Annotated in this window: 25 protein-coding genes, 1 tRNA gene and 1 pseudogene; 18 read left to right on the top strand and 9 right to left on the bottom strand. The window is 72.4% G+C overall.

Features of this window, described 5'->3' with window-relative positions:
- Positions 1-8: 8 nt before the first annotated feature.
- Positions 9-1,142 carry a beta-ketoacyl synthase N-terminal-like domain-containing protein gene (locus O7627_RS20640; RefSeq protein WP_278095140.1) on the top strand — a complete coding sequence of 378 codons (1,134 nt, stop codon included), beginning with the start codon at positions 9-11 and terminating at the stop codon, positions 1,140-1,142.
- A gap of 107 nt (positions 1,143-1,249) precedes the next feature.
- Here O7627_RS20640 and O7627_RS20635 read toward each other — a convergent pair.
- Positions 1,250-1,333, bottom strand: a tRNA-Leu gene (locus O7627_RS20635).
- 206 nt (positions 1,334-1,539) lie between these two features.
- On the opposite strand from O7627_RS20635, the gene O7627_RS20630 reads away from it, so the two are divergent.
- Positions 1,540-2,127: a M23 family metallopeptidase gene (locus O7627_RS20630; RefSeq protein ID WP_278098355.1), complete on the top strand. Its 588-nt coding sequence runs from the start codon at positions 1,540-1,542 to the stop codon at positions 2,125-2,127.
- A 3-nt stretch (positions 2,128-2,130) separates the two neighbouring features.
- Here O7627_RS20630 and O7627_RS20625 read toward each other — a convergent pair whose 3' ends face one another.
- Positions 2,131-2,709, bottom strand: a complete 579-nt coding sequence (locus O7627_RS20625; RefSeq protein WP_278095139.1) for a hypothetical protein — start codon at positions 2,707-2,709, stop codon at positions 2,131-2,133.
- 39 nt (positions 2,710-2,748) lie between these two features.
- Positions 2,749-3,516: a GTP cyclohydrolase II gene (gene ribA / locus O7627_RS20620; RefSeq protein ID WP_278095138.1), complete on the bottom strand. Its 768-nt coding sequence runs from the start codon at positions 3,514-3,516 to the stop codon at positions 2,749-2,751.
- 292 nt (positions 3,517-3,808) lie between these two features.
- Between ribA and O7627_RS20615 the strand changes: the two genes are divergently transcribed.
- On the top strand, positions 3,809-4,504 hold the full coding sequence (locus tag O7627_RS20615; protein WP_278095137.1) for a dihydrofolate reductase family protein: 696 nt from the start codon (positions 3,809-3,811) through the stop codon (positions 4,502-4,504).
- 269 nt (positions 4,505-4,773) lie between these two features.
- Here O7627_RS20615 and O7627_RS20610 read toward each other — a convergent pair.
- From O7627_RS20610 to O7627_RS20585, 6 genes and pseudogenes are all read right to left on the bottom strand, one after another.
- Positions 4,774-5,661: pseudogene (locus tag O7627_RS20610) on the bottom strand (lysylphosphatidylglycerol synthase transmembrane domain-containing protein); the annotation flags it as partial.
- Between the two features lie 139 nt (positions 5,662-5,800).
- On the bottom strand, positions 5,801-6,625 hold the full coding sequence (locus O7627_RS20605; RefSeq protein ID WP_278095136.1) for a class I SAM-dependent methyltransferase: 825 nt from the start codon (positions 6,623-6,625) through the stop codon (positions 5,801-5,803).
- Positions 6,622-7,764 carry a glycosyltransferase family 4 protein gene (locus tag O7627_RS20600; protein WP_278095135.1) on the bottom strand — a complete coding sequence of 381 codons (1,143 nt, stop codon included), beginning with the start codon at positions 7,762-7,764 and terminating at the stop codon, positions 6,622-6,624. Before O7627_RS20600 ends, O7627_RS20605 begins: the two co-directional genes overlap by 4 nt.
- Positions 7,761-8,159, bottom strand: coding sequence for a 6-carboxytetrahydropterin synthase (locus tag O7627_RS20595; protein ID WP_278095134.1), 399 nt, complete (start codon positions 8,157-8,159; stop codon positions 7,761-7,763). Before O7627_RS20595 ends, O7627_RS20600 begins: the two co-directional genes overlap by 4 nt.
- Before the next feature lie 4 nt (positions 8,160-8,163).
- Positions 8,164-9,144 (bottom strand): zinc-binding alcohol dehydrogenase, encoded by a 981-nt coding sequence (locus O7627_RS20590; RefSeq protein WP_278095133.1) that lies wholly within the window; start codon positions 9,142-9,144, stop codon positions 8,164-8,166.
- A 176-nt stretch (positions 9,145-9,320) separates the two neighbouring features.
- Entirely contained in the window at positions 9,321-11,759 is a 2,439-nt protein-coding gene (locus O7627_RS20585) for a glycoside hydrolase family 3 N-terminal domain-containing protein (protein ID WP_278095132.1), read from the bottom strand.
- Positions 11,760-12,041: 282 nt separating this feature from the next.
- Here O7627_RS20585 and O7627_RS20580 point away from each other — a divergent pair, with 282 nt between their 5' ends.
- The 15 genes from O7627_RS20580 to O7627_RS20510 all read left to right on the top strand — a co-directional run bounded on the left by O7627_RS20580 (position 12,042) and on the right by O7627_RS20510 (position 24,286).
- The gene (locus tag O7627_RS20580; protein WP_278098354.1) at positions 12,042-12,458 is read left to right on the top strand and encodes a YciI family protein; all 417 of its coding nucleotides are present in this window, start codon (positions 12,042-12,044) and stop codon (positions 12,456-12,458) included.
- A 6-nt stretch (positions 12,459-12,464) separates the two neighbouring features.
- Positions 12,465-13,709 (top strand): DUF6596 domain-containing protein, encoded by a 1,245-nt coding sequence (locus O7627_RS20575; protein ID WP_278095131.1) that lies wholly within the window; start codon positions 12,465-12,467, stop codon positions 13,707-13,709.
- Positions 13,710-13,884: 175 nt separating this feature from the next.
- Positions 13,885-14,244, top strand: coding sequence for a WXG100 family type VII secretion target (locus O7627_RS20570; protein WP_278098353.1), 360 nt, complete (start codon positions 13,885-13,887; stop codon positions 14,242-14,244).
- Positions 14,245-14,293: 49 nt separating this feature from the next.
- A complete protein-coding gene (locus O7627_RS20565) occupies positions 14,294-14,578 on the top strand; it encodes a WXG100 family type VII secretion target (RefSeq protein WP_278095130.1) in 285 nt (94 codons plus the stop codon).
- 159 nt (positions 14,579-14,737) lie between these two features.
- A complete protein-coding gene (locus O7627_RS20560) occupies positions 14,738-15,736 on the top strand; it encodes a hypothetical protein (RefSeq protein WP_278095129.1) in 999 nt (332 codons plus the stop codon).
- A gap of 11 nt (positions 15,737-15,747) precedes the next feature.
- Positions 15,748-17,751 carry a hypothetical protein gene (locus O7627_RS20555; protein ID WP_278095128.1) on the top strand — a complete coding sequence of 668 codons (2,004 nt, stop codon included), beginning with the start codon at positions 15,748-15,750 and terminating at the stop codon, positions 17,749-17,751.
- Entirely contained in the window at positions 17,748-18,374 is a 627-nt protein-coding gene (locus O7627_RS20550) for a hypothetical protein (RefSeq protein ID WP_278095127.1), read from the top strand. The genes O7627_RS20555 and O7627_RS20550 overlap by 4 nt, the downstream gene beginning before the upstream one ends.
- Entirely contained in the window at positions 18,371-19,492 is a 1,122-nt protein-coding gene (locus O7627_RS20545; RefSeq protein WP_278095126.1) for an SMI1/KNR4 family protein, read from the top strand. Before O7627_RS20550 ends, O7627_RS20545 begins: the two co-directional genes overlap by 4 nt.
- 8 nt (positions 19,493-19,500) lie before the next feature.
- Entirely contained in the window at positions 19,501-20,457 is a 957-nt protein-coding gene (locus O7627_RS20540; protein WP_278095125.1) for an SseB family protein, read from the top strand.
- 85 nt (positions 20,458-20,542) lie between these two features.
- Entirely contained in the window at positions 20,543-20,959 is a 417-nt protein-coding gene (locus O7627_RS20535) for a YbaB/EbfC family nucleoid-associated protein (RefSeq protein ID WP_278095124.1), read from the top strand.
- Positions 20,943-21,296, top strand: a complete 354-nt coding sequence (locus tag O7627_RS20530; protein WP_278095123.1) for a hypothetical protein — start codon at positions 20,943-20,945, stop codon at positions 21,294-21,296. The genes O7627_RS20535 and O7627_RS20530 overlap by 17 nt, the downstream gene beginning before the upstream one ends.
- Before the next feature lie 11 nt (positions 21,297-21,307).
- Complete coding sequence (locus tag O7627_RS20525; RefSeq protein ID WP_278095122.1) at positions 21,308-22,222, top strand: hypothetical protein; 915 nt, start codon at positions 21,308-21,310, stop codon at positions 22,220-22,222.
- 82 nt (positions 22,223-22,304) lie between these two features.
- On the top strand, positions 22,305-22,988 hold the full coding sequence (locus O7627_RS20520) for a hypothetical protein (RefSeq protein ID WP_278095121.1): 684 nt from the start codon (positions 22,305-22,307) through the stop codon (positions 22,986-22,988).
- A complete protein-coding gene (locus O7627_RS20515; RefSeq protein WP_278095120.1) occupies positions 22,978-23,637 on the top strand; it encodes a hypothetical protein in 660 nt (219 codons plus the stop codon). The genes O7627_RS20520 and O7627_RS20515 overlap by 11 nt, the downstream gene beginning before the upstream one ends.
- The gene (locus O7627_RS20510; RefSeq protein ID WP_278095119.1) at positions 23,627-24,286 is read left to right on the top strand and encodes a hypothetical protein; all 660 of its coding nucleotides are present in this window, start codon (positions 23,627-23,629) and stop codon (positions 24,284-24,286) included. The genes O7627_RS20515 and O7627_RS20510 overlap by 11 nt, the downstream gene beginning before the upstream one ends.
- The last annotated feature ends 36 nt before the right edge of the window (positions 24,287-24,322 follow it).

The raw sequence follows: 24,322 nt of genomic DNA, 5'->3' as shown, positions 1-24,322 counted from the left end.
GGCAGATGATGACGCGACCGGGAAACGGGGCGCGGACGATCAACGGGCCGTGTGTCGTCGGCTGGTCGGTGGTCTCCCCACTGGGTATGGGTCGCGAGTCCTTTGTGGCCGGTTGGCGCTCCGGGCGGACCGGCCAATACCCACCGGACGGCGCCGCTGCGACGGTCGGGTACCCGTTGGCCGACTTCGACCCGACCCGGCTCATCGGCACGAAGGGCACCCGGACGCTGGATCGGATGACCCTGATGGTCATCGCGACGACCGCGATGGTACTCGCGGAGCACGGCCCGGCTGCGGGTGACGAGCGGAACCAGGTCGGACTGGTGCTCGGGACCAGCACCGGCAGCCTGGCCAGCATCACCAACTTCCTGCGGGACACCTTCGTGCAGGACAAGCCGTTTCATGTGGACCCGGCGGCGTTCCCCAACACGGTGATGAACGGCGCAGCCGGCCGTACCGCGATCTGGCACGGGCTTCGCGGTCCGAACAGTACGGTCTCCGGGGGACACGTCACCGGGCTGTCCGCCCTCCGGTACGCCTCCCGGATGATTCGCCGTGGCTACGCAGACACGTTGCTGGTCGGCGCGGTGGAGGAGTTGTCCGAGCCGGTGGCCTGGGCGGCTGCCCAGCTGCGCGGCGATGCGGCCGGACGCGACCCGGCGGAGTTCACCCCGATGGGGGAGGGGTGTGTCGCGTTTCTTCTGGACGACGCCACCGCCGCCGAGCGCAGCGGCCGCCGGCCGCTCGCCGAGCTCGTCGACTTCGAGTTCGGCGTGACCGATGTGGACCGCGACCGGCGGGCGCAGTCGAGGCGGCTGGCCGCTGCCATCGAGACTCTGCTGACTCGGACCGGGACCGATCCGGTGGACCTGTGGCTGGTCAGCCTGGCGGGCAGCGGCGACGGTGGGTTGGACGAGGCCGAGCGGTCCGCCGTCGACCAGGTGCTGGTTGGATCCGACCGGCCACGCCGGGTGGCCGTATCGGGGCAGGTCGGCAACACCTTCAGCGCGCTCGGCGCGTTCCAACTGGCGGCGGTCCTGGCCGAGGCTCAGCGCGCCGGAGGTGAGCCGCTCGGCCGGCCGGCACTGATCACCTCGCTCGGCGTGGACGGCGCGGTCGCCTGCGCGTTGGTGCGGGTCTGACAAGGCATCCGCGCCCAGGCCCGGCACCTCGGCGGATGGCCCGCGCCAGAAGCAACGACCCCCACCCGAACCGCTCGAAACATGAACGGTTGTGGTAGGGGTTGACGTGTCCGAGGGGGGACTTGAACCCCCACGCCCTATACGGGCACTAGCACCTCAAGCTAGCGCGTCTGCCATTCCGCCACCCGGACCTGTGCGACCACTGTACCGAACGACCGCAGCCGGGCATTCGCCCAACGGCCTCGCACGGGGCCTCACTGTACACGGCGCCGCCGGGCGACGCACATCGCCTTCCCGCCGACGGCATCCGAGTGGAGTCGGCGTCGGGCCGGCGTCTGCCATCCTTGGATGGGTGACGGTCAGCCCGCGTTCCCGGCAGGTTCGAAACCGCGTCCTCCTGGCGGCTCTCGCATTCGCTGTCGTCGGGGCGGTGACCGCCGCCACGCTGGTGCTGGCGCCGCTGCTGCGGCCGCCCGGTCCGCGCCCGCTGTTCCAGCTGCCGGTGGCGTGCGGCGAGACCTGGCAGCTGGGCACCTACCCGGGGCACGGTGACTACGACGTCGACCTGTTCCCGACCGAGGGGGAGGCGTGGGGACGGCCGGTGCTCGCCTCCTACGCCGGCACCGTCACCGTGGCGGGGATCAACGGCTCGCTGGGCGGCCGTACGCCGGCAAACCCGAACGGTCCGCGGGGTCGGGGCGGTGGTTACTGGGTGAAGATCGATCATGGTGGCCGCTGGGAGACGCAGTACCTTCATCTGCTCGAACCGCCACTGGTGCAGGCGGGTCAGCGGGTCGCCCAGGGTGACCAGCTCGGGTTGGTCGGCAGCACCGGCAACTCCGGCGCCCCGCACCTGCACTACGAGCAGCGGCGCGGCTGGGAGAAGGTCGAAGCCCACTTCGACGGTACGCCGTCGGGAATCACGGACGACGATACGGAATACATCCGGCACCGGACCAGCAACAACTGCCTGGCGGCGCGGTAGCGGTCAGTCGCCGGCTGATGCGGCGGCGTCGTCCGGGGCCAGCTCCGGAATCGGCAGCTCGACGGCGGTGGCCGCGGCGACGGTCGAGCCGCCGGCGACCGTCGAGTGGGCCGGCGCGGGGCGGTCGCCCGATGCCGGTGTCCGCGAGTACCGCCGGCCCGCTCCACCCGGACCCGGCCGGCGGCTCACCGCGCAGGTCACCAGGTGCACCGGGGGCGGCGGGGCGGCGAAGGGGCCGGTGCCCCACCGGACCCAGATCGCGATCCGGCCGGCAGCCGCCTCCGCCGAGAGCTTCTCGACGGTCCGGGCGCGGTCGGTGCGGTCGACCTCGATGACAAGCGGCGGCCCGTCGGGGCGGGCGCAGGCCACATCCACGACCGAGTGCCGTCCGGACAGCGGCGGCGGCAGCGGCAGCACACTTGCCGCCCGGCGGTAGACCCGCCAGCCCTGACCGGTTGCCCAGTCGACCGCTGACCCGATGATCAGCGCCGTCACCTCATCGGCGGAGAGGTTCGTGAAGGTCACCCGGTCGAGCTGTTCGGCGAGGGAGGCGGTCACCCGCTGCCCGTCCTCGACATCCACAACCGGCAGGGTAGCCGGGTCCGGGAGCGGTAGGCGCGGTCAGTCCGCGAACGGCAGCTCGATGGTGTGTGCGGTGTGCGCGGCCTTCGCCGTGAGGTACCGGACGTTGGCGGTGGAGACGTGCACCCCGGTGGGGACCCGCTCGGCGACCTCCACCCCGAGGTGGCTGAGCTGTTCGGCCTTGTCCGGGTTGTTGCTCAGCAGCGCCACCCGGTCGGCGCCCAGTGCCCGCAGCATCTGGGCCGCGGGGGTGTAGTCCCGTTCGTCCTCGGCGTGCCCGAGTGCGACGTTGGCCTGATAGGTGTCGAGCCCGGCGTCCTGCAGCGCGTACGCGTCCAGCTTGGCGTACAGGCCGATGCCGCGGCCCTCCTGCCGCAGGTAGAGCAGCAGCCCACCGGCGTCGGCGATCCGTTCGACCGCCTCCCGCAGCTGCGGTCCGCAGTCGCAGCGCTGGCTGCCGAAGACGTCCCCGGTCATGCACTCGCTGTGCGGCCGGACCAGCGGCGCCGCGCCACCGCGGGTGCTGCGGTCCAGCGACGCCCGCCAGTCGCCGAGCCCGAGCGCCAGATGCTCCCTGCCGTCGGTGAGGCCGTCGAAGGTGAAGACCCGGGCCGTGGCGCGGTAGCCGTCGGGAAAGCGCAGCGGCACGGTGACCTGCTGCCGGATCCTCGCCGGCGGGGCGACGCCCCGGTGTCCGTTCGTCGACGGCGCCGGTTCGTCGATTCGTGCCGCGATGACGGCCGGCGCGGTCCATGGGCGGGCGACCGACTCGGTGGCGACGGAAACTTCAGGTGACGGTTGCGACATCGACACTCCCTGTGCTTGGACGCGGTTGACCCCGACGGTGGTCGGGACCGGGCCGGTGAGCCGGGACGGGCTCGACGGCCATCGGGCGGGGATCCGGGTCACGGGCCCCGCCCGGGGCGGACCGGGTCGGTGGATGCTGGTACCGGTTCGGTGCTTCATGATGATCTAGAGTGCCTCTGTCGGGTGACGGAACGGGCGACGGAGAGCCGGGAGCGTCCGTCCCGATCGGCTTACCCGGGAATTGAGCCGATTGAACGGATCCGGGTTCCATACCGGCAGGGAGGTTCCAGCGGTGGTCGAGCGACCGTACGTCCTGCTCAGCTGCGGCATGTCGATCGACGGCTACCTGGACAACGCGACCGGGAACCGGCTGCTGCTATCCAACGACGCCGACTTCGACCGGGTCGACGCGGTCCGGGCGGACTGCGACGCGATCCTGGTCGGCGCCGAGACGGTCCGCCAGGACAATCCCCGGCTGCTGGTGCGCTCGGCTGCCCGCCGACAGGCCCGGGTGGCGCGTGGCCTGCCCCCGACGCCGGTCAAGGTGACGGTGACCGGTCGCGGAGAGCTGGACCCGGCCGCCCGGTTCTTCGTCACCGGCGAGATCGACAAGCTCGTCTACTGCGCGCGGCCCGCCCTGGCCACCACCCGGCAGCGGCTGGACCAGGTGGCCACCGTGGTCGACAGCGGCGACCCGGTGGATCTGCACCGGGTGGTGGCGGACCTGCACGAGCGGGGCGTGCGGCGGCTGATGGTCGAAGGCGGCGGGACGATCCACACGCAGTTCCTCACCGCCGGTCTCGTCGACGAGTTGCACCTGGTGATCGCTCCGTTCTTCGTTGGTGACTCCCGGGCGCCGCGCTTCGTGCGGGACGGCAGCTTCCCGTGGGGTCCGGACCGTCGCGCCCACCTGGCCGAGGTCCGGCAGATCGGCGACGTGGTCCTGCTGCGCTACGCGCTCTCCGACCGGTTCGACGACGAGGCCTGACGGACCGGGCGGTGGCCCCGGCGCCAGATCCGCAGGCTGCGTGGCGCGGCCCGGCCGCCCGCCGACGGCCCGCCGGGTGTCGGTCCGCCGAGCACCGAACCGGGACGGCGGCGCCGGACCAGGCCCGCCAGCCGCCGCCGGTCAGCCGGCCGGCGGGCGGCGCCGACCGGGGCCGCGGGCGCCGGTTCCGGTGCTGACGGCGGCGAGTCGGGCTCGCCGGCCCGCACCCCGACCCGGGCCGGCCGGCCGGTCCGGGACCGGCTGAGCCACCGGTACGCCAACACCCCGGCACCCGGCAGGCTCGCCACGAGGGCGAGCAGCCCGTACACCACCGCGACGGTCAGTCCGAGATCGGCGCTGAGTCCGGCCGCGCCGAACGACCACGCGAGCACGCCCTCCCGGGGACCCCAGCCGCCCACGTTCAGCGGCAGCGCCATCGCCAGCAGCGCCAGCAGCAACAGCGGAGCCAGCAGGGCGACCGGCGCCGCCGAACCGGCTGCGCGCGCCGCGACCAGGAAGGTCGCCAGGTGCCCCGCGAGCACCACCGCGGAGGAGAGCACGATGCCCGGCCAGTTGCCGCGCGACAGCAGCCCCTGCCGCACGTCGGTGGCGACGGTACGCAGCCCTCGGACCAACCGTGAGCCGCGCCGGCGCAGCCAGACGACCAGACCGGTCACCAGCGCCGCGGCCAGCGCGGCGGCCCCCGCCACGGCCATCCCGGCCTCGGCGAACCGACCGAGCAGCGCGGGCGAGAGCACCGGCGGCGGAATGGTCAGCAGCATCGTCAGCCCGACGGCGAGCAGCACGACCTGGCCGGCGGAGCGTTCCAGCACCACGGCCCGTACGCCTCGGCCGAGGTCGTCGACGTCACGGCCGTGCCGCACCGCCCGGTGCACGTCGCCCAGCACCCCGCCCGGCAGCGCGGCGTTCAGGAACAGCGCCCGGTAGTAGTCGGCCACGGCCCCGACCAGCGGGAGCCGCAACCCCAGCCCGCGGGCCACCAGACACCAGCGCCAGGCACTGAACACCGTGGTCAGCAGGCCGATCCCGCAGGCGAGTGCCAGGGTCTGGACGTCGATCACCCGGATCCCGTCCAGGAACGCGCTGGTGCCGAGCCGCCACAGCAGCAGCGCGAGAATGCCGAGCCCGCCGAGCATCCGCCCCCAGGCCCAAATCTTCCCCCTCACGATGCCGCACGGCCGGCCGGCGCCGGATGTAGCGCCCTAGCCCCGCGCATACGTGTCCTCCCTCGGGTGAGCCTCCGGAGACTGATACGCGGGGCGGGGGTCCTCTGGTTCATTTGAATTTCGCGAGTAGGTCACAATGCCCGACCTCGACCCGCAACTCGCCCGCCGAGGCGGCGGCCAACCGGCGCTTCAGATAGTCGTCCGCGCCGTCGGCCAGCTCCGGTTGCTGCTCGCAGGCCGCCGCCACCCAACCGCGTAGCCACTGGGCGGTCAGCGCGGCCTGGTCGGGGCCGAGCCGCCACGGGCTCGGCCGGACCAGCACCGACGCGCCCGCCCGTTCGAACGCCGCCGTGCTGGCCTCGACCGCGCCGGCGCCGAGCAGCGTGCGGTCGCCGTCCCGGCGGCTCTGATGGGCGTTGAAGGCGGCGCCCATCGGCGCGTCCAGCGGGTCGGCTGGGGTGAACTCCACCGCACCGACCACCGTCAGGGTGAACAGCGCCGGTACGCCGGCGCCCGCGCACGCCTCGGCCAGCGCCGCGACCTCCTCGGCGGTCAGCAGGTCCAGCAGCGCCGACGCGGTCACCAGCGCGGCGCCGGTGAGGTCCGCGGCGGTCAGCCGGCCGATGTCGCCCTGGCGGGTCTCGACGGTGACCGGGGCGCCGTCGGCGCCGCTGCCGACCATCCGGGTGCGGGCGTGGTCGAGCAGTTCCGGGTCGCGGTCGTACATGACCCAGTGCTGCGGCCCGGCCAGCCGGGTGGCCAGCCACCGGCCCATCGAACCGGTGCCGCAGCCCAGGTCGCGGATCAGCGGCCGGTGGTGACCGGCCAGCAGATCGGGTACCAGGTCGAGCAGCTCCCTGGACCGGGCCGCCGCGTCGGCCGGCTCGCGCAGGCCCAGCCAGGCGGGGCTGTAGGGGGAGTCGTCTGCACTCATCGGTTCCTCCGGGGTTCGTGGTCGAGCCGCTCCAGCACCTCGGCCACGGTCCGCGCCGTCGCCGGCCAACGGGGCAGCCCGTCCCGTCGGGCCGCGGCCGCGGCCCGCCACCGCCGCCTGGTATCGGGCTCGGTCAACCAGCGCCGCAGCGCGGCGCCGAGGGCGGCCGGCTCGCCGGGCGGCACCAGCATCCCGGGTACGTCGCCGTCGGCGCCGCGGCCGAGCGCCTCCGGAACACCGCCGACCCGGGTCGCCAGCACCGGGATCGCGCGAGCCAGTGCCTCGGTGACCACCATGCCGTACGTCTCGGCGTGGGAGGGCAGGATCAGCAGATCTGTGCCCGCGTACTCGGTGGCCAGGGCGGTGCCGGCCAGCGGTCCGGTGAACCGGAGCCGGTCGGCCACCCCGGCCCGGGCGGCGGAGCGGCGCAGCCGGTCGACGTGGTCCGGCGCCGCCGCGAGGGCGCCGACGAACCGGCAGTCCCAGCTCAGGTCGGTCAGCCCGGCCAGTGCCTCGACGAGGACGTCCTGGCCTTTGCGGGGGGTCACCGCGGCCACGCAGAGCAGCCGGGAGCCGGCGGTCGATCCGGGCGCCGGTGGTGCGGGCTCGACGCCCGGTACCGCCACGTGTACCCGGTCGGCGGGCAGCCCATGCTGGTCGACCAGGCGTCGGCCGGTGGCCGCGCTGGTCGCCACCACGGCGGCGGCGGCGCGCAGGGTGCGCCGTTCGAGGGCGTCGAGTTCAGCGGCCTCGCGTGGTTCGAGACCGGTCTCGTCGCCCAGCGGCAGATGCACCAGGACCGCCAGCCGCAACCGTTCGGCCGCCGGTGTCACCAGCTCCGGTACCGCGCAGCCGACCAGACCGTCGAGCAGCAGCACGGCGTCGTCGGGTACCGCCGCGAGGGTGGCCGCCAGCTCGGCGCGCCCGGCCGGTCCCGGCCGCGGCCAGGGCCCGCCGACCAGACGTTCGTCGACCCGCCAGCCGGCGGCCGCCAGCCCGCGGCTGAGCTGCCGGTCGTAGCTGTTGCCGCCGCTCGGCGCCGCCGGATCGTCGATCCCGGCCGGCACCACCAGATACACCCGCCGTCCGCCGGTCGGCGTCGGGCCGGTCACCACCGTCGCCCGCTCGCCGGCCGTCACAGGGTCCGCTCGTAGCTGGCCCAGGCAATGTGCGACTCGTGCAGGGTGACCGTGAGCCCGGCCAGGCCGCGGGCGCCCTCGCCCAGCGCGCCACTGTGCACCCGGTCGGCCAACCGGTCGGCGATCACCCTGGCCAGCGCCTCGGTGGAGGTGTTCACCCCGGCGAAGGCGGGTTCCTCGTCGAGGTTGCGGTAGTTGAGCTCGCCCAGCACCTCGGCCAGCTGGCCGCTGGCCAGACCGATGTCGACCACGATGTTGTCGGCGTCCAGCTCGACCCGGCGGAAGGTGGCGTCCACCACGAAGGTCGCGCCGTGCAGCCGCTGCGCGGGTCCGAAGACCTCGCCGTGGAAACTGTGCGCGATCATGATGTGGTCACGGACGGTGATGCTGTACAAGGTTTCATCCTTCGGGTCGGTAGGTGACCAGGTGGCACAGGGCGGCCAGGTCGCCGCTGGCGAGCCTGGCGTGCACCTGCGGCAGCTCGTCGAACTCACATTCCCCGGTGACCAACGCGTCGAACGCGGGGTCGGCGAGCAGTTCCAGGGCCAGCGCGAGCCGGTCGGCGAAGCTGCGCCCGCGGGCGTTCGGCGAGACCGTGCCGACCTGGCTGGCCCGGATCACCAGCCGGCGGGAGTGGAAGTTCTCGCCCAGCGGCACGCTGACCCGACGGTCGCCGTACCAGCTCAGCTCGACCACCGTACCCTCCGGCGCGAGCAGTTCCAGGCAACGGGCCAGTCCGGCCTCGCTGGCGCTGGCGTGGAACACCAGGTCGCAGTCGCCGGCGGCGGTCTCGGGTGCGGCGAACTCCACCCCGAGCGCGGCGGCCACCGACGCCCGGGCCGGGTCGGCGTCGACGAGTTGCACCCGGGCGCCCGGCAGCCGGGCCACCACGGCGGCCACGCAGCAGCCCACCATGCCGGCGCCGACCACCGCGATCCGGTCCCCGACCAGGGGAGCGGCGTCCCAGAGCGCGTTCACCGCCGTCTCCACGGTGCCGGCCAGCACCGCCCGGGCCGCCGGCACGGCATCGGGTACGACGGTGACCGCCGAGGCCGGCACCACGTACCGCGTCTGGTGCGGGTACAGGCAGAAGACGGTCCGGCCGAGCAGCCGCGGCGGGCCCTGTTCCACGACGCCGACGTTGAGGTAGCCGTACTTCACCGGTGCCGGGAAGTCGCCCTCCTGAAAGGGCGCCCGCATCGCCGCGTACTGGCTTGGCGGCACGCCGCCCCGGAAGACCAGCGACTCGGTGCCGCGGCTCACCCCCGAGTGCAGGGTGCGCACCAGGACCTCGTCGGGGCCGGGCCGGGCCACCGTGACCGGTCGGATCTCGCCGTGCCCGGGCGCGCGGAGCCAGTACGCACGGTCACCCAGCGTCATCGTGCCTCCTGGTTGGATGGGGGCGGTGCACCGCCGGCCGACCGGGCCGGTCGGGCCCGGTAACGATACGTGGCACCGGCTGCGCCCCGGTCCGACCTGGTCACACCGGCGGTGACAGCCGCCGGCCCGTCCCCGGGTCAGCCGCCGGCGGTCAGAGCCGCCGAACCCTCCCAGGGTCAGCCGCAGGTGGTGCCGTTGAGGGTGCCTCCGGCGGGGCTGCCGGCGGTCCCGTCGTGGCTGGCCAGGAAGCCGAACGAGACCTCCCCGCCGGCCGCGATGGCGGCGTTCCAGGCGGCGTTGGTGGCCGTGACGGTGTTGCCGCGCTGGCTGACCGTGGCGTTCCACGCCTGGCTGACCCGCTGGCCGGCCGGCAGGGTGAAGCTCAGGGTCCACCCGTTGACCGTCGCCCGGCTGGCGATGCTGACCTCGGCCACGAAGCCGTCGGACCACCGACTGCCGACCGCGAACTCGACCGCGCAGGCGGCCGTCGTGGCGGTCGGGCTGGCCGCCGGTGGCGTGGTCGGCGGCGTGGTCGGCCGGTCGGTCGGGGTCGGTCGGCTGGTCGGGGTCGGTCGGCTGGTCGGGGTCGGCCGGCTGGTCGGGGTCGGTCGCGGCGGCGGGACCACCGCGCCGGCGGGCGGCCGGCCGGTGGTCGGCGCCGGTGCGACCGGCGGACCCGTCGGCCGGTCACCGGGCGCCGGGGCGCCGGCGAAGCTCAACCCGAAGCCGTACGGGAACAGCTCGGCCCGTCCGGAGCGGGCCGCCGCCCAGGTGACCGGCAGTTTCGCGGTCGGGTTGTGGTCGCCGAAGAGCACGTCGGCCACCCCCTGGCCCTCGGTGCCGGGCAGCCAGGCGGCCAAGAGTGCGGCCCAGTCGTCGACCCGGTCCGCGACGTCCAGCGGGCGGCCGGAGACCAGCACCACCACCACCGGTACGCCGGCGGCGCGCAGCCGGTCGAGCATCCGGGCGTCGGCGCGGTCCAGGGCCGGCAGGCCGGCGTCGGCTTCGGCGTACGGCAGCTCGCCGACCACCGCGATCGCGGCCCGGTACGACCGGTCGATGCCGGCGCCGTCGCGTTGGTAGGTGATCCGGGTGCCGTCGCCGACGGCCTGCCGGATGCCGGCCAGGATGGTGGTGCCGGTGGTGACGCCGCCGCTGGCGCCCTGCCGCGTGAGGGTCATCCCGCCGGCCTGGTTGCCGAGGTCGTCGGCGCTCTTGCCGGCGACGAAGATCTTGCCGCCCGCCTTGGCCAGCGGCAGCACGTCGTCGTCGTTCTTCAGCAGCACCTGCGAGGCGCGGACCGCCTCCCGGGCCAGGTCCCGGTGGGGCTGGCTGCCCACCATGCTCAGCAGCGCCGGATCGGGCAGCGGACGCTCGAACAGGCCCAGTTCGAACTTGCGGGTCAGGATGCGGGTGTTGGCGTCGTCCAGCCGCTGCGGGGAGATCCGGCCGGCGTCCACCTCGACCTGCAGCAGGGCCAGGAACTCCCGATGGTCGGTGGCGACGGCGACCATGTCGATGCCGGAGTTGATCGCGGTGGCCACCTCGGCGCCGGTCAGGCCGGGCGAGCCGTCGATGGTGTCCAGGCCGGCGCTCTCGCTGAGGACGAAACCGGTGAAGCCCAGCTCGCCTTTGAGGAGGTCGTTGACGAGTCGCTGGTGGGCCGGGGCGCGGGCGCCGGACCAGTCGGCGAAGGTCAGCAGCACCGAACCGACGCCGTGCGAGACGGCGGCGTGCAGTGGCGGGACGTGCACGCTGCGCAGCCGGTCCTCGGTCAGTTCACCCGGCCCGACCTGATGTTTGGCGGTGGCCAGCACCGAGGTCGGCTCGCCGACGGCCGGCCCCTGCAGCCCGGCGACCATCGCCGCCATCGACGCCGGGATCTCCAGCCGCTCACCGAACGACTCGTAGCCGGCCCGCCCGCCGGCCTCGCCGGTCAGGCAGAGGCAGGGCGCGAAGGCCCAGTCGATGCCGGTGCCGGCGATCTCCTCGGCGGTGGCCCGACCGATCCGCTGGACCAGCCCCGCGTCCCGGCTGGCGCCCACGCCGATGTTGTGCGGGAAGATGGTGGCGTCGCGTACCACGCTGTGTCCGTGGGTCGCGTCGACACCGTAGATCAGCGGAATCCCGAGCGGCGTTCCGGTCGCGACGCGCTGCACCTCGGCGTACGCCTGGGCCCAGCCGGCGGCGGTGTTGTCGGCCGGCGCCCAGCCGCCGTCGGCGCGGACCGAGCCGATCCGGTACGTGCCCAGGTCGGTGGCGTCGGCCAGCGCGCCGTGGTCCACCTGGACCAGCTGCCCGACCTTCTCGGCCGGCGACATCCGGGTCAGCAGATCGGCCACCCGCTCGGGAACCGGCCGGGTGGGATCCCGGTACGGCGTCACCCCGGCGGTGGCCCGCCCGCCACCGCCGCTGGAAGGGCCGATCAGCCCGAACATCGACGCGGCCAACGTCATGGCCACCAGCAGCAGCGCGACGATCGTGACGCCGACCAGGGTGCGGCCGTACCGGTCCAGCCGCTCCACCAGGCGGTGGCGGACCGGGCCGGACCCGCCACGGGGACGGCGGGCAGGGGGACGCTGCGGGTCGGGGCTCGGGCGGGTCGGTGCGGGCATTGCTGGGCACTCCTCAGGGGGCCACCGGGAACCGCTGGTCCCCGGCGCACGACGATCTCAGGCTTGACGTCCCGACCGTTCGCAGCGTCGATCGGCAAGGCTGCCCGGACCCCGCAATCACCCCAATCTATGTGGATCATCACGATCGGGTCAAGTGCCGGTGGCCGCGGGATGCCGGTGGCAAACTCTGGGAGCCGGGTGTCCGGCCCGCGGCGGCGGCACCGACATCTTCTGTGCACGGCCCCGCAGGAGGGCCGACGAAGAGGAGCGACCGTGAAATACATGATCATGATGGCCGGCTCGCAGCGCGACTACGACCTGCTGTCCGGCAAGCCCACCGACGCCCCCAGCTGGTCACCCGAGGAGCTCGCGGCGATGCACGGATTCATGGCCAACTGGAACAACGAGCTGGTCGAGTCCGGCGAGTTCGTCGACGCCCGGGGTCTGGCCGCGCCGGTGCACACCCGCCGGATCCAGGTGCGCGACGGCGTGCCGGTGGTCACCGACGGGCCGTACCCGGAGACCCAGGAGGTGCTCGCCGGCTACACCATCGTCGAGTGCGCCAGCTTCGACCGGGCCACCGAGATCGCCGCGAAGCTGGCCCAGACCCCGTATCCGGCGCACGCCGCCGCGCTGAGCCAGCAGTGGTACGTGGACGTGCGGCCGGTCGTCGAGGGCGTCGACGAGTTGTCGGTCTGACCCGTCGTGCCGAACTCCGACGTCGAGGACCTGCTGCGCGGCTTGGCGCCGCAGGTCCTCGGCGCGGTGGTCCGCCGGTACGGCCACTTCGACGCGGCCGAGGACGCCACCCAGGAGGCGCTGATCGCGGCCGCCACCGGGTGGCCGGTCGACGGCGTACCGGACAACCCGCGGGCCTGGTTGATCACGGTCGCCGCCCGCCGGCTGACCGACCTGCTCCGGGCCGAACAGGCCCGGCGCCGACGGGAGGAGACCGTCGCCCGCCGGGTGCTGCCCGACGAGTGGCTCGCGCCGCCGGCCGACCGGCCGCCGCCCGACGCCGACGACACCCTCCTGCTGCTCTTCATGTGCTGCCATCCCGCTCTCCAGCCGGCCGCCCAGATCGCGCTCACCCTGCGCGCGGTGGGCGGCCTGACGACCGGCGAGGTGGCCCGCGCGTTTCTGGTGCCGGAGGCGACGATGGCCCGGCGGATCACCCGGGCCAAGCAACGGATCACCGACAGCGGCATCGGGTTCCGGGCGCCGCCGGCCGCCCAGTGGTCGGACCGGCTCGGCGCCGTGCTGCACGTGCTCTACCTGATCTTCAACGAGGGGTACGCCAGCACGTCCGGGCCGCGACTGCAGCGCGTCGAACTGTCGACCGAGGCCATCCGGCTGGCCCGCCTGCTGCACCGGCTGCTGCCGGCGGACGCGGAGGTGGCCGGGCTGCTCGCGTTGATGCTGCTGACCGACGCCCGCCGCGCCGCGCGCACCGGCCCGGACGGCGCGCTGATCCCGATGGCCGAGCAGGACCGGAGCCGCTGGGACGCCGACCAGATCGCCGAGGGAGTGGCCCTGATCAGCACGGCGTTGCCGCGAGGGCCGACCGGTCCGTACCAGATCCAGGCGGCCATCGCCGCGCTCCACGACGAGGCGCCGACCTGGTCCGACACCGACTGGCCGCAGATCCTGGCGCTCTACGAGGTGCTGCTGCGGTTCGCCGACAACCCGGTGGTGGCCCTGAACCACGCGGTCGCGGTGGCCATGGTCCGCGGGCCGGCGGCCGGGCTCGCCCGGCTCGACGGGCTCGGGGCGGACGGCCGGCTCGCCGCCGGGCACCGACTGGCCGCGGTCCGCGGCCACCTGCTGGAGCTCGCCGGCGACCGGGCGGCGGCGCGCGAGTGCTACCTGACGGCCGCCGGGTCGACGACCAGCCTGCCGCAGCAGCGTTATCTGTACGCCCGCGCGGCACGCTGTTCGGACAGCCATTGAGGAACGAGCCAAGCGGCATTTGCGAGCAAAGCAGGCATCCGGTCTGGACCGGGTGGCCCGAGTGGACAATAGACGCTACCTTCGGGTCGCGAGACACGGCGCATGAGCTTTCATGCGACCCAAGGGGAGGCTCCCCTGGGCGGGGGGCGTAACAGAGGAGCGGGGTGAATCCACCTTGACGGATACTCCAGGCGTTGGACAGGTACACGCCACCCAGGAGCAGCTCAATGCGATGGCGCAACGGTGCCAGGACACCGGCGAGCGGCTCGCGACGGGGATGGCACAACTGCTCGACCGCATCACGTCGTTGAGCGGTACCGGCATGGCCGGCTCGGCCAACAACGCGCTGCAGATGGTCTCGGGTGACCTCAACGAGGGTCTGACGAAGATCCTGAATGCGTTGGACGGCCTGTCCGGCAAGATCAGCGACGCTTCGACGCAGTTCGGCGTTCAGGACGAGGACGCGGCCGCGGAGATCCGGGCCGCCGCGGAGGGGACCGGCAACAGCGCCGTCATCAGCGCCCTGCGCGGCTGACGACAGCGTCCCCAACTGGTGGTTGAGACAGTCGAGAGGTGACTAAGCGATGAGCATTACCTACAACTTCGGCGCGATCGGCGACGTCGCGACCGCGATCGGCACCTACCAGGGAAACCTGGACGTCGAGCTGGGCGAGCTCTACCAGGCCTTCCAGCAGATGTTCGCCAACGACTGGTCCGGTGCCGCCGGCCAGGCGTGCGACCAGGCCCAGGCCCAGTGGAACCAGGGCGCCACCGAGATCAAGGAGGCGCTCGCCCGGCTCGGCATGAAGCTCGGCGCCTCCGCCGAGCGGATGCAGGAAGTGGACAACCGGATCTCGGCCAACTTCTGAACCAGGCCGGTCGGCATCGGCCGACGGTCCCGGCGGGAACGAACGCGTCTCTCCGCCGGGACCGTCGGCTGCCCTTCGTGGCCGCCGGGTAATACGCTGTAAGGTGCGCGTCCGAGACGGATCGGCCGGGTGCGCGGCAGTCTGATCGGGGGAGGCACAGTGGGGTTACCAGACGAGGACACCGGCGGCGGTACGCAGTCGGACTACCAGTCGTTCGGTGACAAGGTCAACGTCGAGGTCACCGACCTGGTCAGCTACTACGAAGAGATGACGATGCTCTCCGCGCAGGCGGCCGGCGCGGCCAACACCGCCATGTCGCAGATGAACATGCTGATCACCACCGGTCTGGCCACCTCCGACGACGGCGAAGCCTTCCCCGAAGGACTGCAGGCCGCCCGGTTCCTCAACCACCGGCTCAGCGACTTCCAACACTTCACCGCCGACGTCACCGAGGGCGTGCGCAACATCGGCTCGGCTGCCGCGGTGGTCGCCGAACTCTACGAGAACTCCGACTCCGAGAACGCGGCGAGCGTGAACGACATCGGCTTCGTCTTCTCCGACCCCGGCGCCCGCCCACCGGGCAATTTCCGCAACGCGGAGACCTGGTCGGAGTACGAGCAGCGGATGGCGGAGGCGACCGGCAGCAACGCCATGGCGGCGATGGGCGACGGCGTCCCGGTCAGCTACTCCTACTCGCCGGCCGCCGGCCTCACCTACTACCACTACTCCGACGGCTCCTACCGGGTGGTGCAGAGCAGGACCGAGCCGGGCGTGTCGAGCTGGACCAGCGACTCCCAGGTCCTCACCACCACGGTCTACGGCGCCAACGGCCAGGTGCTCTCCCAGGTGACCGACCGCAGCTACTCGGTCCGCGGCAGCTCGAACGTCAACACCACCACGACCAGTCGCGGTGACGACCAGAACGGCAGCACCTCGACCACCACCACGGTGGACAACCCCGACGGCACCATCACGGTGACGAACGAGACCCGCACCACCACCGACGGTCAGCAGGGCGAGCCGGTCACCAGCACCACCACCATCCAACGTGACCAGCACCGCGACAGCGGGCCGCAGGGACCCGTCGAGGACGCCGTCGAGCAGCTCGACTCGCACGGCCAGGAGCACACGGTCCGCAGCTACGGCGTCGGGTACTGAGGGGACGGGCCATGCCGGGCGAAGAGGAGTACTTCGGCTACTCGACGGCGCAGAACCAGCAGCTCATGGATAACCGGCGGCTCGCCAACCGGATGGGCGAGGACATCCGCTACTACCCCGCCCCGCCCAGCGGTGACTACATCGAGCCGACCACCAACTGGGACACCGAGGAGGGTCGGGTGCTCTCCTCGGACGAGGAGAAGCAGGCCTTCTACCAGGACAGCATCGAGAAGATCTACAAGCGGATCATGGGGCAGGACGCCACCGTGGTCCGCCAGCTAGCCGACCGCTGGTACGAGGTGAACCAGGTCCTCGACGACCTGCGCACCCGGGTCTACGACGCGGCGTCCAAGCTCAAGGACGGCAGCGGCGGCAACGGCGGGTGGACCGGCCAGGGAGCCGACGCCTTCCTGGCCCGGGGCCCCGGCGCGACGCTGCTGTCGATCGACGCCTGGGAGGATGCGGCCGTCACCAACTGGATGGGCACGCTCTCGCTCGCCGCCGTCATCGAGAACCGGCAGCGGGAGATGTCCCAGCTCTGGGATCGCTACACGCAGGGCATGGTGGACGCCAGCACGCGATACCTGGAGAACAAGGGCTACCAGTCGGTCGACGACCTGGTTCCCGGCACCCCCGGTGCCGACCAGTACGTCACGTTCATGCGGGACAACCAGCTCGCCTGGAACTGGGAGGCGCAGAAGGTCCAGTTCGGCATGGCCCGCGACTACTGGTCGGTGATGAACGAGGACTTCGCCGGCGGTCGGGCCACCGTCTACGAGGGCCCGAGCGACGCCGTCCGGCCGAACCCCGAGTTCATCGCCCGGCACAAGCTCGACGGCCTGGGCGTGCCGAACATCTCGCCACCCCGGTTGACCCCGAACATCAACCGGCCGAACATCACCGCGCCCACCGCCGCCCCGGACATCGACGCCCCCGATCTCTCGAACGCGAACCTGACCGGACCGAACATCACCGCGCCGAACGTCGTACCCGAACTCACCGCACCCGACGGCTCCGGTGCGAATCTGACCGGTCCGGACATCACCGCGCCCAACGTCACGGCGCCGCCGGTCGCCCCGCCGGTGCTGCCCCCGGTGCTGCCGAGGACACTGCCCGGCGGCCTGCCGTCCACCTCGCCCGCGCTGCGTCCCGGCGGCCTGCCGGCGCTGCCCGGCAAGGGCCTGCTGAGCAACCTGCCCACCGGCGGGACGCCCGGCGTGTTGCGTGCCGGTGTGACGCCGACCGGGGAGGGTCTGCCCCCGTCGATGCCGCAGTCCCGGGCGGGCCAGCCGCCGCCCCCGCCGCAGATCCGGCGCCGCGGACCGGCCGAGGGCGCACCCGCCGCGCCGGCCAACCCGCAGGGCAACCGGCGCGGCCCGGAGACCCAGACCCCGGCCGTCCCGACCGCCCGCACCGGCGGAAACCAGTTCGGCTCGCCGCCGGCGGCGCCGTCCTCGCCGGTGCTGCGCAACCCACGGGCGACGCCGCCCACCCCCCGGCCGGGCGGCCCCCGCCGCGGCGACCCGACCACCCACGGCCCCGGCGGAGGTTCGCGCGGTCCAGGCTCGTCGGCGTTCCGGCCGGACGCGGCGCCGCCGGTGCTCGGCCGACCGCGCCCGAAGGACACCCGCGCGATCCCGCCCATCCGGCCCGCGGTGCCGACCAGCGACCCGAACGCGCCGGCCAATCCGCTGGCCCCGCCGCCGCGGCGCACCACCCCGATCGTCGGGCGTCCCGCCCGACCGGCACCGGGCCAACGGGTGCCGACCGAATCCGCCGGCGTGTTGCGCGGGCTGCGGAAGGCCGCGTTCGGCAGCCAGCCCGGCGAGATCACCTCCCGCAAGATCGCCCCGGAGCAGCCCGAGGTCAGCAGCACGGACCGCGAATTCGAGAAGATCCGCAAGATTCTCGACAAGGAGGGCGCGTGGACCGTCGAGACCCCGGGCGGCGGCGTGTTGGACGGCGCCCGTCCGACGACTCCCGCGGCCGAGCCGAAGCCCACCCTCGGCGCGTGACCGGCCGTCCCGCCCCGCGCGCCGCCCGACCGGCCGTCCGGTTGTCAGTGGCCGTGCTCGCCGTTGCCGCGCTGCTCACGGCGGCGGCGTGCGGCGGCGGCGACCCGGCCGGCGACCCGGACTCCGGCCCGGTGCTGACCCTGCCACCGTTGCCGCCGAGCACGACCGCACCCGCCACCACCCCCGCCGACCAGGGCCCGACCTACGTGATGACCGGCTCGCTCTGCCGGCGGGCCGACCTGACCCCGATCGCCGAGATCTACCCGACGGCCGATACCCCACTGGCCGATAGCGCCCGGCTCTGCGCTGTCTCCCACTCCTCGGCACGGTCCCTGGTCGCCTTCACCCTCGACGCGGAGCTGTTTCCAGACGGGCGCTGGGCCAGGGAGTACTTCGACACCGCGCGGCGCAAGGCACGCAGCCAGCCCACCGACATCGCCGGCGCCGGAACGGCCGCCTTCTGGTTCGGCGACGAACGCGCCATGGAACTCAACAGCCAGCACGGCAATCTCATGCTCCAGATCCAGATACGGGTCATCCGGGACGCCGACAAGCTGCCCGACGACACCCCGGAACGGCTCGCCCGGGTCGCGGCCGGGACATTCGCCCGCCTGGCACCATGACCGGCACCGCGCCGGCCGGACCGCCCGGAGCCAGGTACGCGCTGAGCGTCATCCACCCCGGCTCGCCGGTGCTGCGGGTCCGCTACCGGCAGGGCGTGCTGATCACCCCGCACGGCTACCCGGACTGGCCGCTCTGCGCCCGAGCGGTCCTGGAGCTGCCCCCACCGCCGCCCGGGCTGACCCGGCACGAGGTACGGGTGGTCGACGTGCTGGCCGCGAACCTGACGATGGCCCGGGCCGCCGCCGAACCCGACGGCGACCCACTCTGGCCCGCCCGCCCAGCACCGGCCGCGCCACCACCCGCGGCCGATCCGGCTGGCCCTCGGTCATTGGCCGAGCCGGCGGTGTCGACGCCGGCCGGCTGGTGCTGGGCGCACGTGGCGATGACCCGCGAGATCGCGCTGGTCCCGATCGAACTGCACGGCGCCTTCCGGCACGGTGGTGGACTCAGCACCGTGGCGGTGGCTGGCTCGGGGGTCCGATCCGACGAGCCGGCGGCGGCGGTGCCACTGGCCGGTGCCGAAGCCGTACCGGAGGAACTGCTCACCCTGCTGGAGCAGGCGCTTGGCCGGCCGCTGCCGGTGGCGTACCGGCGATTTCTGGCCGCCACGAACGGTGCCGGACCCGCGGGCCCGGCCGTGCTGCCCGGTCACGGGTTCCTCGCCGACCAGCAGCTGTTCGGGATCGCCCGCACCGACCGGCACCAGGACCTCTCCTACCTGGTCGACTGGCTACGCGACCGGCTGACCGTCGACTTCCTGCCGATCGGATACGTGCAGGGCGGGCTGCTCGCCGTGCGGATCGCCGGCGGTGACCTCGACTCGGTCTGGTACCTCGACGACGACGACCCGCGCGACCGGGACGACCTCGACGCCGACCACATCTGCGCGAACCTCCTGACCCGGTGCGCGGACAGTGTCGAGGACCTCTGCGCGCGGCTGGTCGAGCCGCCACGGACGCTGCGCGCGATGGCCCAGCACCAGGTCGACCAGGGCCAGCTCCGCGAGCTGCGCGACGACCAGATCGGCGCAGGTCTGCCGGCCCGGATGAAGGCGCCCTGGCAACCACCGGACCGGGTCGGCCGGGACGCCCTCGCGGCACTCTTCGAGGCCCGATGACGGCGCCGATGAGCGAGGATTCCGGGGCGGCGCCCTGGACACCGGCGAACGAGGTGGAGCGTCGGCTGCGTGCCGCCGCCGACAACAGCGACCTGGCCGAGCTGCTGGGCATCCTGGCCGGCGTCCCGCTCTACCTACCCGGCTTCCAGGACGGCGGTGAGCCGGCGGACACCGGACGGCAGCGGCTACTCACCCGCGACCGCGACGGCGTGCCGTACCTGCCGGTGTTCACCTCGCCCGAGGGCCTGCACCGGACCGTCACCGCCGACGGCTGGCGGGCGACCAGCCTCGCGGAGCTGGCCCGGACCACCCCGGCCGGGTGGGGGCTGGCGGTCAACCCGGTGACCCCGATCGGGGTGCTGGTGGCACCGGACGACCTCGCGGCACTGCTGCCGGACGCGACCGAACTGGCCGGCTTCACCCCCGCCACCGAACTGGAGCGGCTGCTGCGCGACGCGCTCGCCGCGCTCGACGGTGAGGTGCTGCTCGACCTGCTGGTGACGGCGCGGGTGACCGTCCCGACCCAGGCGGTGGATGTGGACGGGGTGGCGACCATCCCGGTGTTCACCTCGCCGCAGCGGTACGCCGACTTCTTCGCCGGGCGCGGCCTGGACCTGCCGACGGTCACCCTCGACCTGGTCGAGGTGCTGCGGCAGTGGCCCGACGCCGGCTTCCGGCTCGTCGTGAACCCGGCCTCGCCGATCGCGATATCGCTGCCCGGCCACCGGGTGCCGGGGCTGCTGGCGCACGCCGCCGCACTGGCCGCCCGACAGACCGGACCCGACGCCGACCCGGCGGACGGAGCCGATCCCGATCCGGCGACCCGGTCCGACGCGGCCGGCGTACCCGTGGATCCGACCCGGGACCCGGCGCGGCCGGCGGCGGACCCGCCACCGGTGCCCCCGCCCATCCCGCAACAGCGGGCCGGCGGGGTGGCTGATCTGCTCCGCGGGGGCGAGGGCTGAACCCCGCACCGCGCCACCGTCATCTATTGTCGAAACCAGAGGACGCCTGGTCGGCGCCCTCGCGGCCCCGGGGGGAGGCGAGGAGATGGAACGTCCGCAGTGGTCGGCGATCCACGGCGTGCTCGACGGGCTGAAACGCACCCTCGACGACGCCGCCCAGACCCGCCAGCAGGTCATGGAGATCACCGGTACGGCCTGGTCGGACGACCGCCTGGTCAAGGCGGTGGTCGGCCCGCGCGGCCAGCTCATCGAACTGGAGATCGACCCCCGCGTCTACCGCAACCCCAACTCGAAGGCGCTCTCCGCGACGATCCTGGCCACCGTCCGGGCGGCCGTCGAGGACGCCAACCAGAAGACCCGCGAGATCATGGAGCGGGTGCTGCCGAAGACCGACGGGCTGCTCGGCAAGACCGACTTCGACGTGATGCTGGAGCACCACGACGCCGACCTGCCGCAGGCACTGCGCAAGAAGGACGAGGAGGGACATGGGTACGTTTCTTAACGTCGACGGCGACCCCAACGAGGTCGCCGGCACCGGCGCGGTCCTGCGCTCGATCGCCGAGTCGTTCAAGACCGAGACCCAGGCGGTGCTCTGTGAGATCAACGCCGTGCACGCCGAGCGGCCCTGGGGCTCCGACCAGTACGGCAACGCCTTCGAGACGACCTATTACGCCGTCCCCGACGGTGCCGAGGAGTCGTTGCCGGACCTGGTGGAGACCGGCATGAACCGGGCCGGCGAGGGACTGTCCCGGGTGGGTGACGGCACCATCCTGGCGATGACCGAGTTCCAGGGCACCGACATCGACAACGCCACCAGGATCAACGAGACGAACATCTAGTGGGCACCTGAATGGGCGACACCGTCGAGATCTACCTGCGGCACCCGGGTCCGGGCCAGCTCCTGGCCCACCGGGTCGCCGAGGCGCTGGACCTGATCCGGTACTTCGACTCCGGCGAGGACTACGTGCTGCCGGTCGACGCCCACGCGCTCATCGGCGCCGACGGCTGGGGGCAGTTGACTCTGGCCGCTACCGACCTGGACGACGCGGAATCGGCGTACGCGGCGTACGACTTCGAGCTGTCGCTCGACTACCGCGGGCCCCGCGAGCAGCTCGGCCGGGCGATATTCGACCGGCTCACCGGACTCGACCTGCCCATGGTGTACGGCGACTACCTCCGGGTCTTCGCCGACTTCCAGCCCGGCCAGGGAGTGCGGGAGTTCCCGGCGCAGACCCCGGCCGGCGCGACGGGCCGGGATGTCTGGGCGGATCGGGGACCGATCGACGTCCGGCCTACGTCCGCAGCTCCCACGGCGGGTGGACGGGTGGTCGTCTTCGCCACCGGGAGCCTGCTGCAGATCGTGCCGATGGCGGACCGGGGCGGGCGGTGGGACTGGTCGGGGCCGGTCGCCGCGTTGTTGCGTACCGTCAGTGACCGACACCTGGGTCTGCTGTTGACCGCCGCATTGCACCCATCGACCAGCTCCAGCCACGTCGGGGGAGCGGTCCTGGTCTCCGCGGCCTCCGGTGCCCGGCTCTCCACGGTGGAACTGTTTCAGGGCCGAAGTTGTGTGGAGATCCGGTCCGAGAGCGGACAACTGGTCGTGGCGGCGCGCGGCCCGGGCGTCGCGGACACGCCCGGGGCGCTGATCGTCGAGTTGACCGGGCATCGGCCGGCCGACATGCCGCCGGAGGCGCTCGGCGAAATGGTGCGTCATCTGCTGGATCAACTGGCCGCTCGGCTGGAGACGGCCGGCCGCGAATAGCATGACCAGCGGCCGGCTGACCGCCGGCGGCGGACTCCAGACGACGCCACCAGTAGGTGGCCGGGACGAGGGGGGAGGGACGTTGGACGGTGACCGGCTGATGGCGGCGTTCGAACGCCACATCCTGCACCCTCAGCACGAGGATATCCGCAGCCGGCGGGACCATCCCGAGGGCATGACCATCGAGACGAACTGGGGCTCGTACTACTTCAGGACGCAGGATTGGCTGATCGCACAGGAAGCCTGGGTCGCTGATGCGGTCCGAGTGGTCCTCAGTTCCTATTCCGAGTGCGTGCCGGCGCCGACCTACGGTCTGATCGTGCCGACCGAGGGCGAGGTGGTCCCCATCAACTCCACTGCCGCCGCACACGAACTGGGACGCCGGTTGGGGGAGAGTCTGGACCCACTCGCCTACGCCGAACTGCTGGCCGAGTTCTATTCGGTCCCCGACATTGAAGGGCCCGTAGTCGATGCCGTTGCCGTCAGCGAATTCACCAAGTCAGGTTGGCTGGTTCGTGACGTCGACCAGATTCTCGCCGAATTTCCGTTCCTCGACCCGGCGACCCTGTACCCACCAGCCGTTCGTCAGTCAGCGGACCGGGTAGAGATGAGCTTTACGTCATGCCATTATCACCAGGCGTTCTTGGGTTCCGCGGATGTCCTCGAATGGACCGTCAGCGGATCGCCCGATGGCGACGTCCGCTGGCAGCGCGGCTACGCTGCCAGGTGCGTCAGCCGGCCGGCGGTGGTGTTCCGTGCACGGTGACCGGTTGGTTGCGGCGCTCGAACGTTACGTCTTGAGGTCTCCCCACGAACGCATCAGTGCAAGACGGGACTGGCCGGACGGCATCACCGTAGGGACGAACTGGGGCTGGTACGACATCGAGCCGGTTGGCTGGTTGATCGCTCGGGAGTCCTGGGTCGACGAAGCGGTGCGGGTCATCCGGAGCACTCCGATCGAGGACGTCATGCTGGAGTCGTACGGCCTGGTTCTTAACCGCGACGGCAGCGTGCTCTACGTCAATGACCTGGCAGCGATGCGGGATCTCGGCCGCCGGCTCGGCGGCGACCTGAACCCGCTTGCCTACGCCGAGTTGCTGGCCGAGTTCTATTCCGGTGCGAAGATCGATGGGCCGATCGTCTCCGCGCCCACGGTAAGCGAACGAACTCCATCCGGCTGGCTGGTTTGCGACGTCGCAGCTACCTTGGCCAACCACCCGCAACTCGCTCCGGTTGAACCCAAACCACCGCGAGTGACTGATGAACTTAGCTTCGATTCCTGTCACTACTACTTCAACCCGGCCGGCATCGGATCAGCAATCGACGTGCGTCGGTGGCTTGTGAGTGGTGCTGAGGACGAGGGAGTTTCCTGGCGCCGAGAGCGCCTGGCGGGGAGGGTGTCGGGTGGACGTTGATCGGCTGGCGGCGGCCTTCGAGCGCCACATTCTGAACCCTCGCGAGCAGATTCGCGGTCGACGGAGCTGGTCCGACGGCATGACCCTCCAGACGAACCTGGGATGGTACGACTTCGAGCCGGCGGACTGGCTAGTGGCCAGGGAGTTGTGGGTTGAAGAAGCGGTAAGGGTCGTTCTGAGTTCCCCGATCGACCACGTGCCGGTACCGACATATGGTCTGATTGTCCCGACCAAGGGCGAGGTGTTGTTCGTCAACAAGGTCGATGTAGCACGGGAGCTGGGACTTCGGCTGGGAAAGGAGCCGGATCCTCTCGCCTACGCTGAGCTGCTGGCCGAATTCTACTCGGTTCCCGATATCGACGGCCCTGTCGTTTACGCTCCCGCGGTTAGTGAGAGCACCAGATCCGGCTGGCTGGTCCGAGAGGTAAGTCAGATTCTCGAAAAGTTTCCCTTTCTCGATCCGGCCCTGATGGAACCCCCGTCTGTCCACACAACCACCGACCATGTCGAGTTGACCTTCAGCTCCTGTCACTATCATGAGGCATTTCGAGGGTCCGTCGACGTACTTCGATGGAAGGTGTTCCGCGGTCCGGCTGGCGAAGTGCGGTGGGTCCGGGACTATGTCGCAAAGTGCGTGAGCCGACCATGAGCGACATGGGTGCCGATGCGGTTGGGCGACGGTGGC

Origin of the sequence: Solwaraspora sp. WMMD1047, from assembly GCF_029626155.1 — a bacterium.
In the GTDB taxonomy this organism is placed as follows: Bacteria; Actinomycetota; Actinomycetes; order Mycobacteriales; family Micromonosporaceae; genus WMMD1047.
This window is presented reverse-complemented; position numbering and strand designations above follow the sequence as displayed.

Coding starts and splice junctions, on each gene's coding strand:
- O7627_RS20640 (WP_278095140.1), top strand. CDS start 9: ATGACGCGACCGGGAAACGGGGCGCGGACGATCAACGGGCCGTGTGTC.
- ribA (WP_278095138.1), bottom strand. CDS start 3,516: ATGTCGCAACCGTCACCTGAAGTTTCCGTCGCCACCGAGTCGGTCGCC.
- O7627_RS20605 (WP_278095136.1), bottom strand. CDS start 6,625: ATGAGTGCAGACGACTCCCCCTACAGCCCCGCCTGGCTGGGCCTGCGC.
- O7627_RS20590 (WP_278095133.1), bottom strand. CDS start 9,144: ATGACGCTGGGTGACCGTGCGTACTGGCTCCGCGCGCCCGGGCACGGC.
- O7627_RS20585 (WP_278095132.1), bottom strand. CDS start 11,759: ATGCCCGCACCGACCCGCCCGAGCCCCGACCCGCAGCGTCCCCCTGCC.
- O7627_RS20580 (WP_278098354.1), top strand. CDS start 12,042: ATGATCATGATGGCCGGCTCGCAGCGCGACTACGACCTGCTGTCCGGC.
- O7627_RS20565 (WP_278095130.1), top strand. CDS start 14,294: ATGAGCATTACCTACAACTTCGGCGCGATCGGCGACGTCGCGACCGCG.
- O7627_RS20555 (WP_278095128.1), top strand. CDS start 15,748: ATGCCGGGCGAAGAGGAGTACTTCGGCTACTCGACGGCGCAGAACCAG.
- O7627_RS20545 (WP_278095126.1), top strand. CDS start 18,371: ATGACCGGCACCGCGCCGGCCGGACCGCCCGGAGCCAGGTACGCGCTG.
- O7627_RS20540 (WP_278095125.1), top strand. CDS start 19,501: ATGAGCGAGGATTCCGGGGCGGCGCCCTGGACACCGGCGAACGAGGTG.
- O7627_RS20535 (WP_278095124.1), top strand. CDS start 20,543: ATGGAACGTCCGCAGTGGTCGGCGATCCACGGCGTGCTCGACGGGCTG.
- O7627_RS20530 (WP_278095123.1), top strand. CDS start 20,943: ATGGGTACGTTTCTTAACGTCGACGGCGACCCCAACGAGGTCGCCGGC.
- O7627_RS20525 (WP_278095122.1), top strand. CDS start 21,308: ATGGGCGACACCGTCGAGATCTACCTGCGGCACCCGGGTCCGGGCCAG.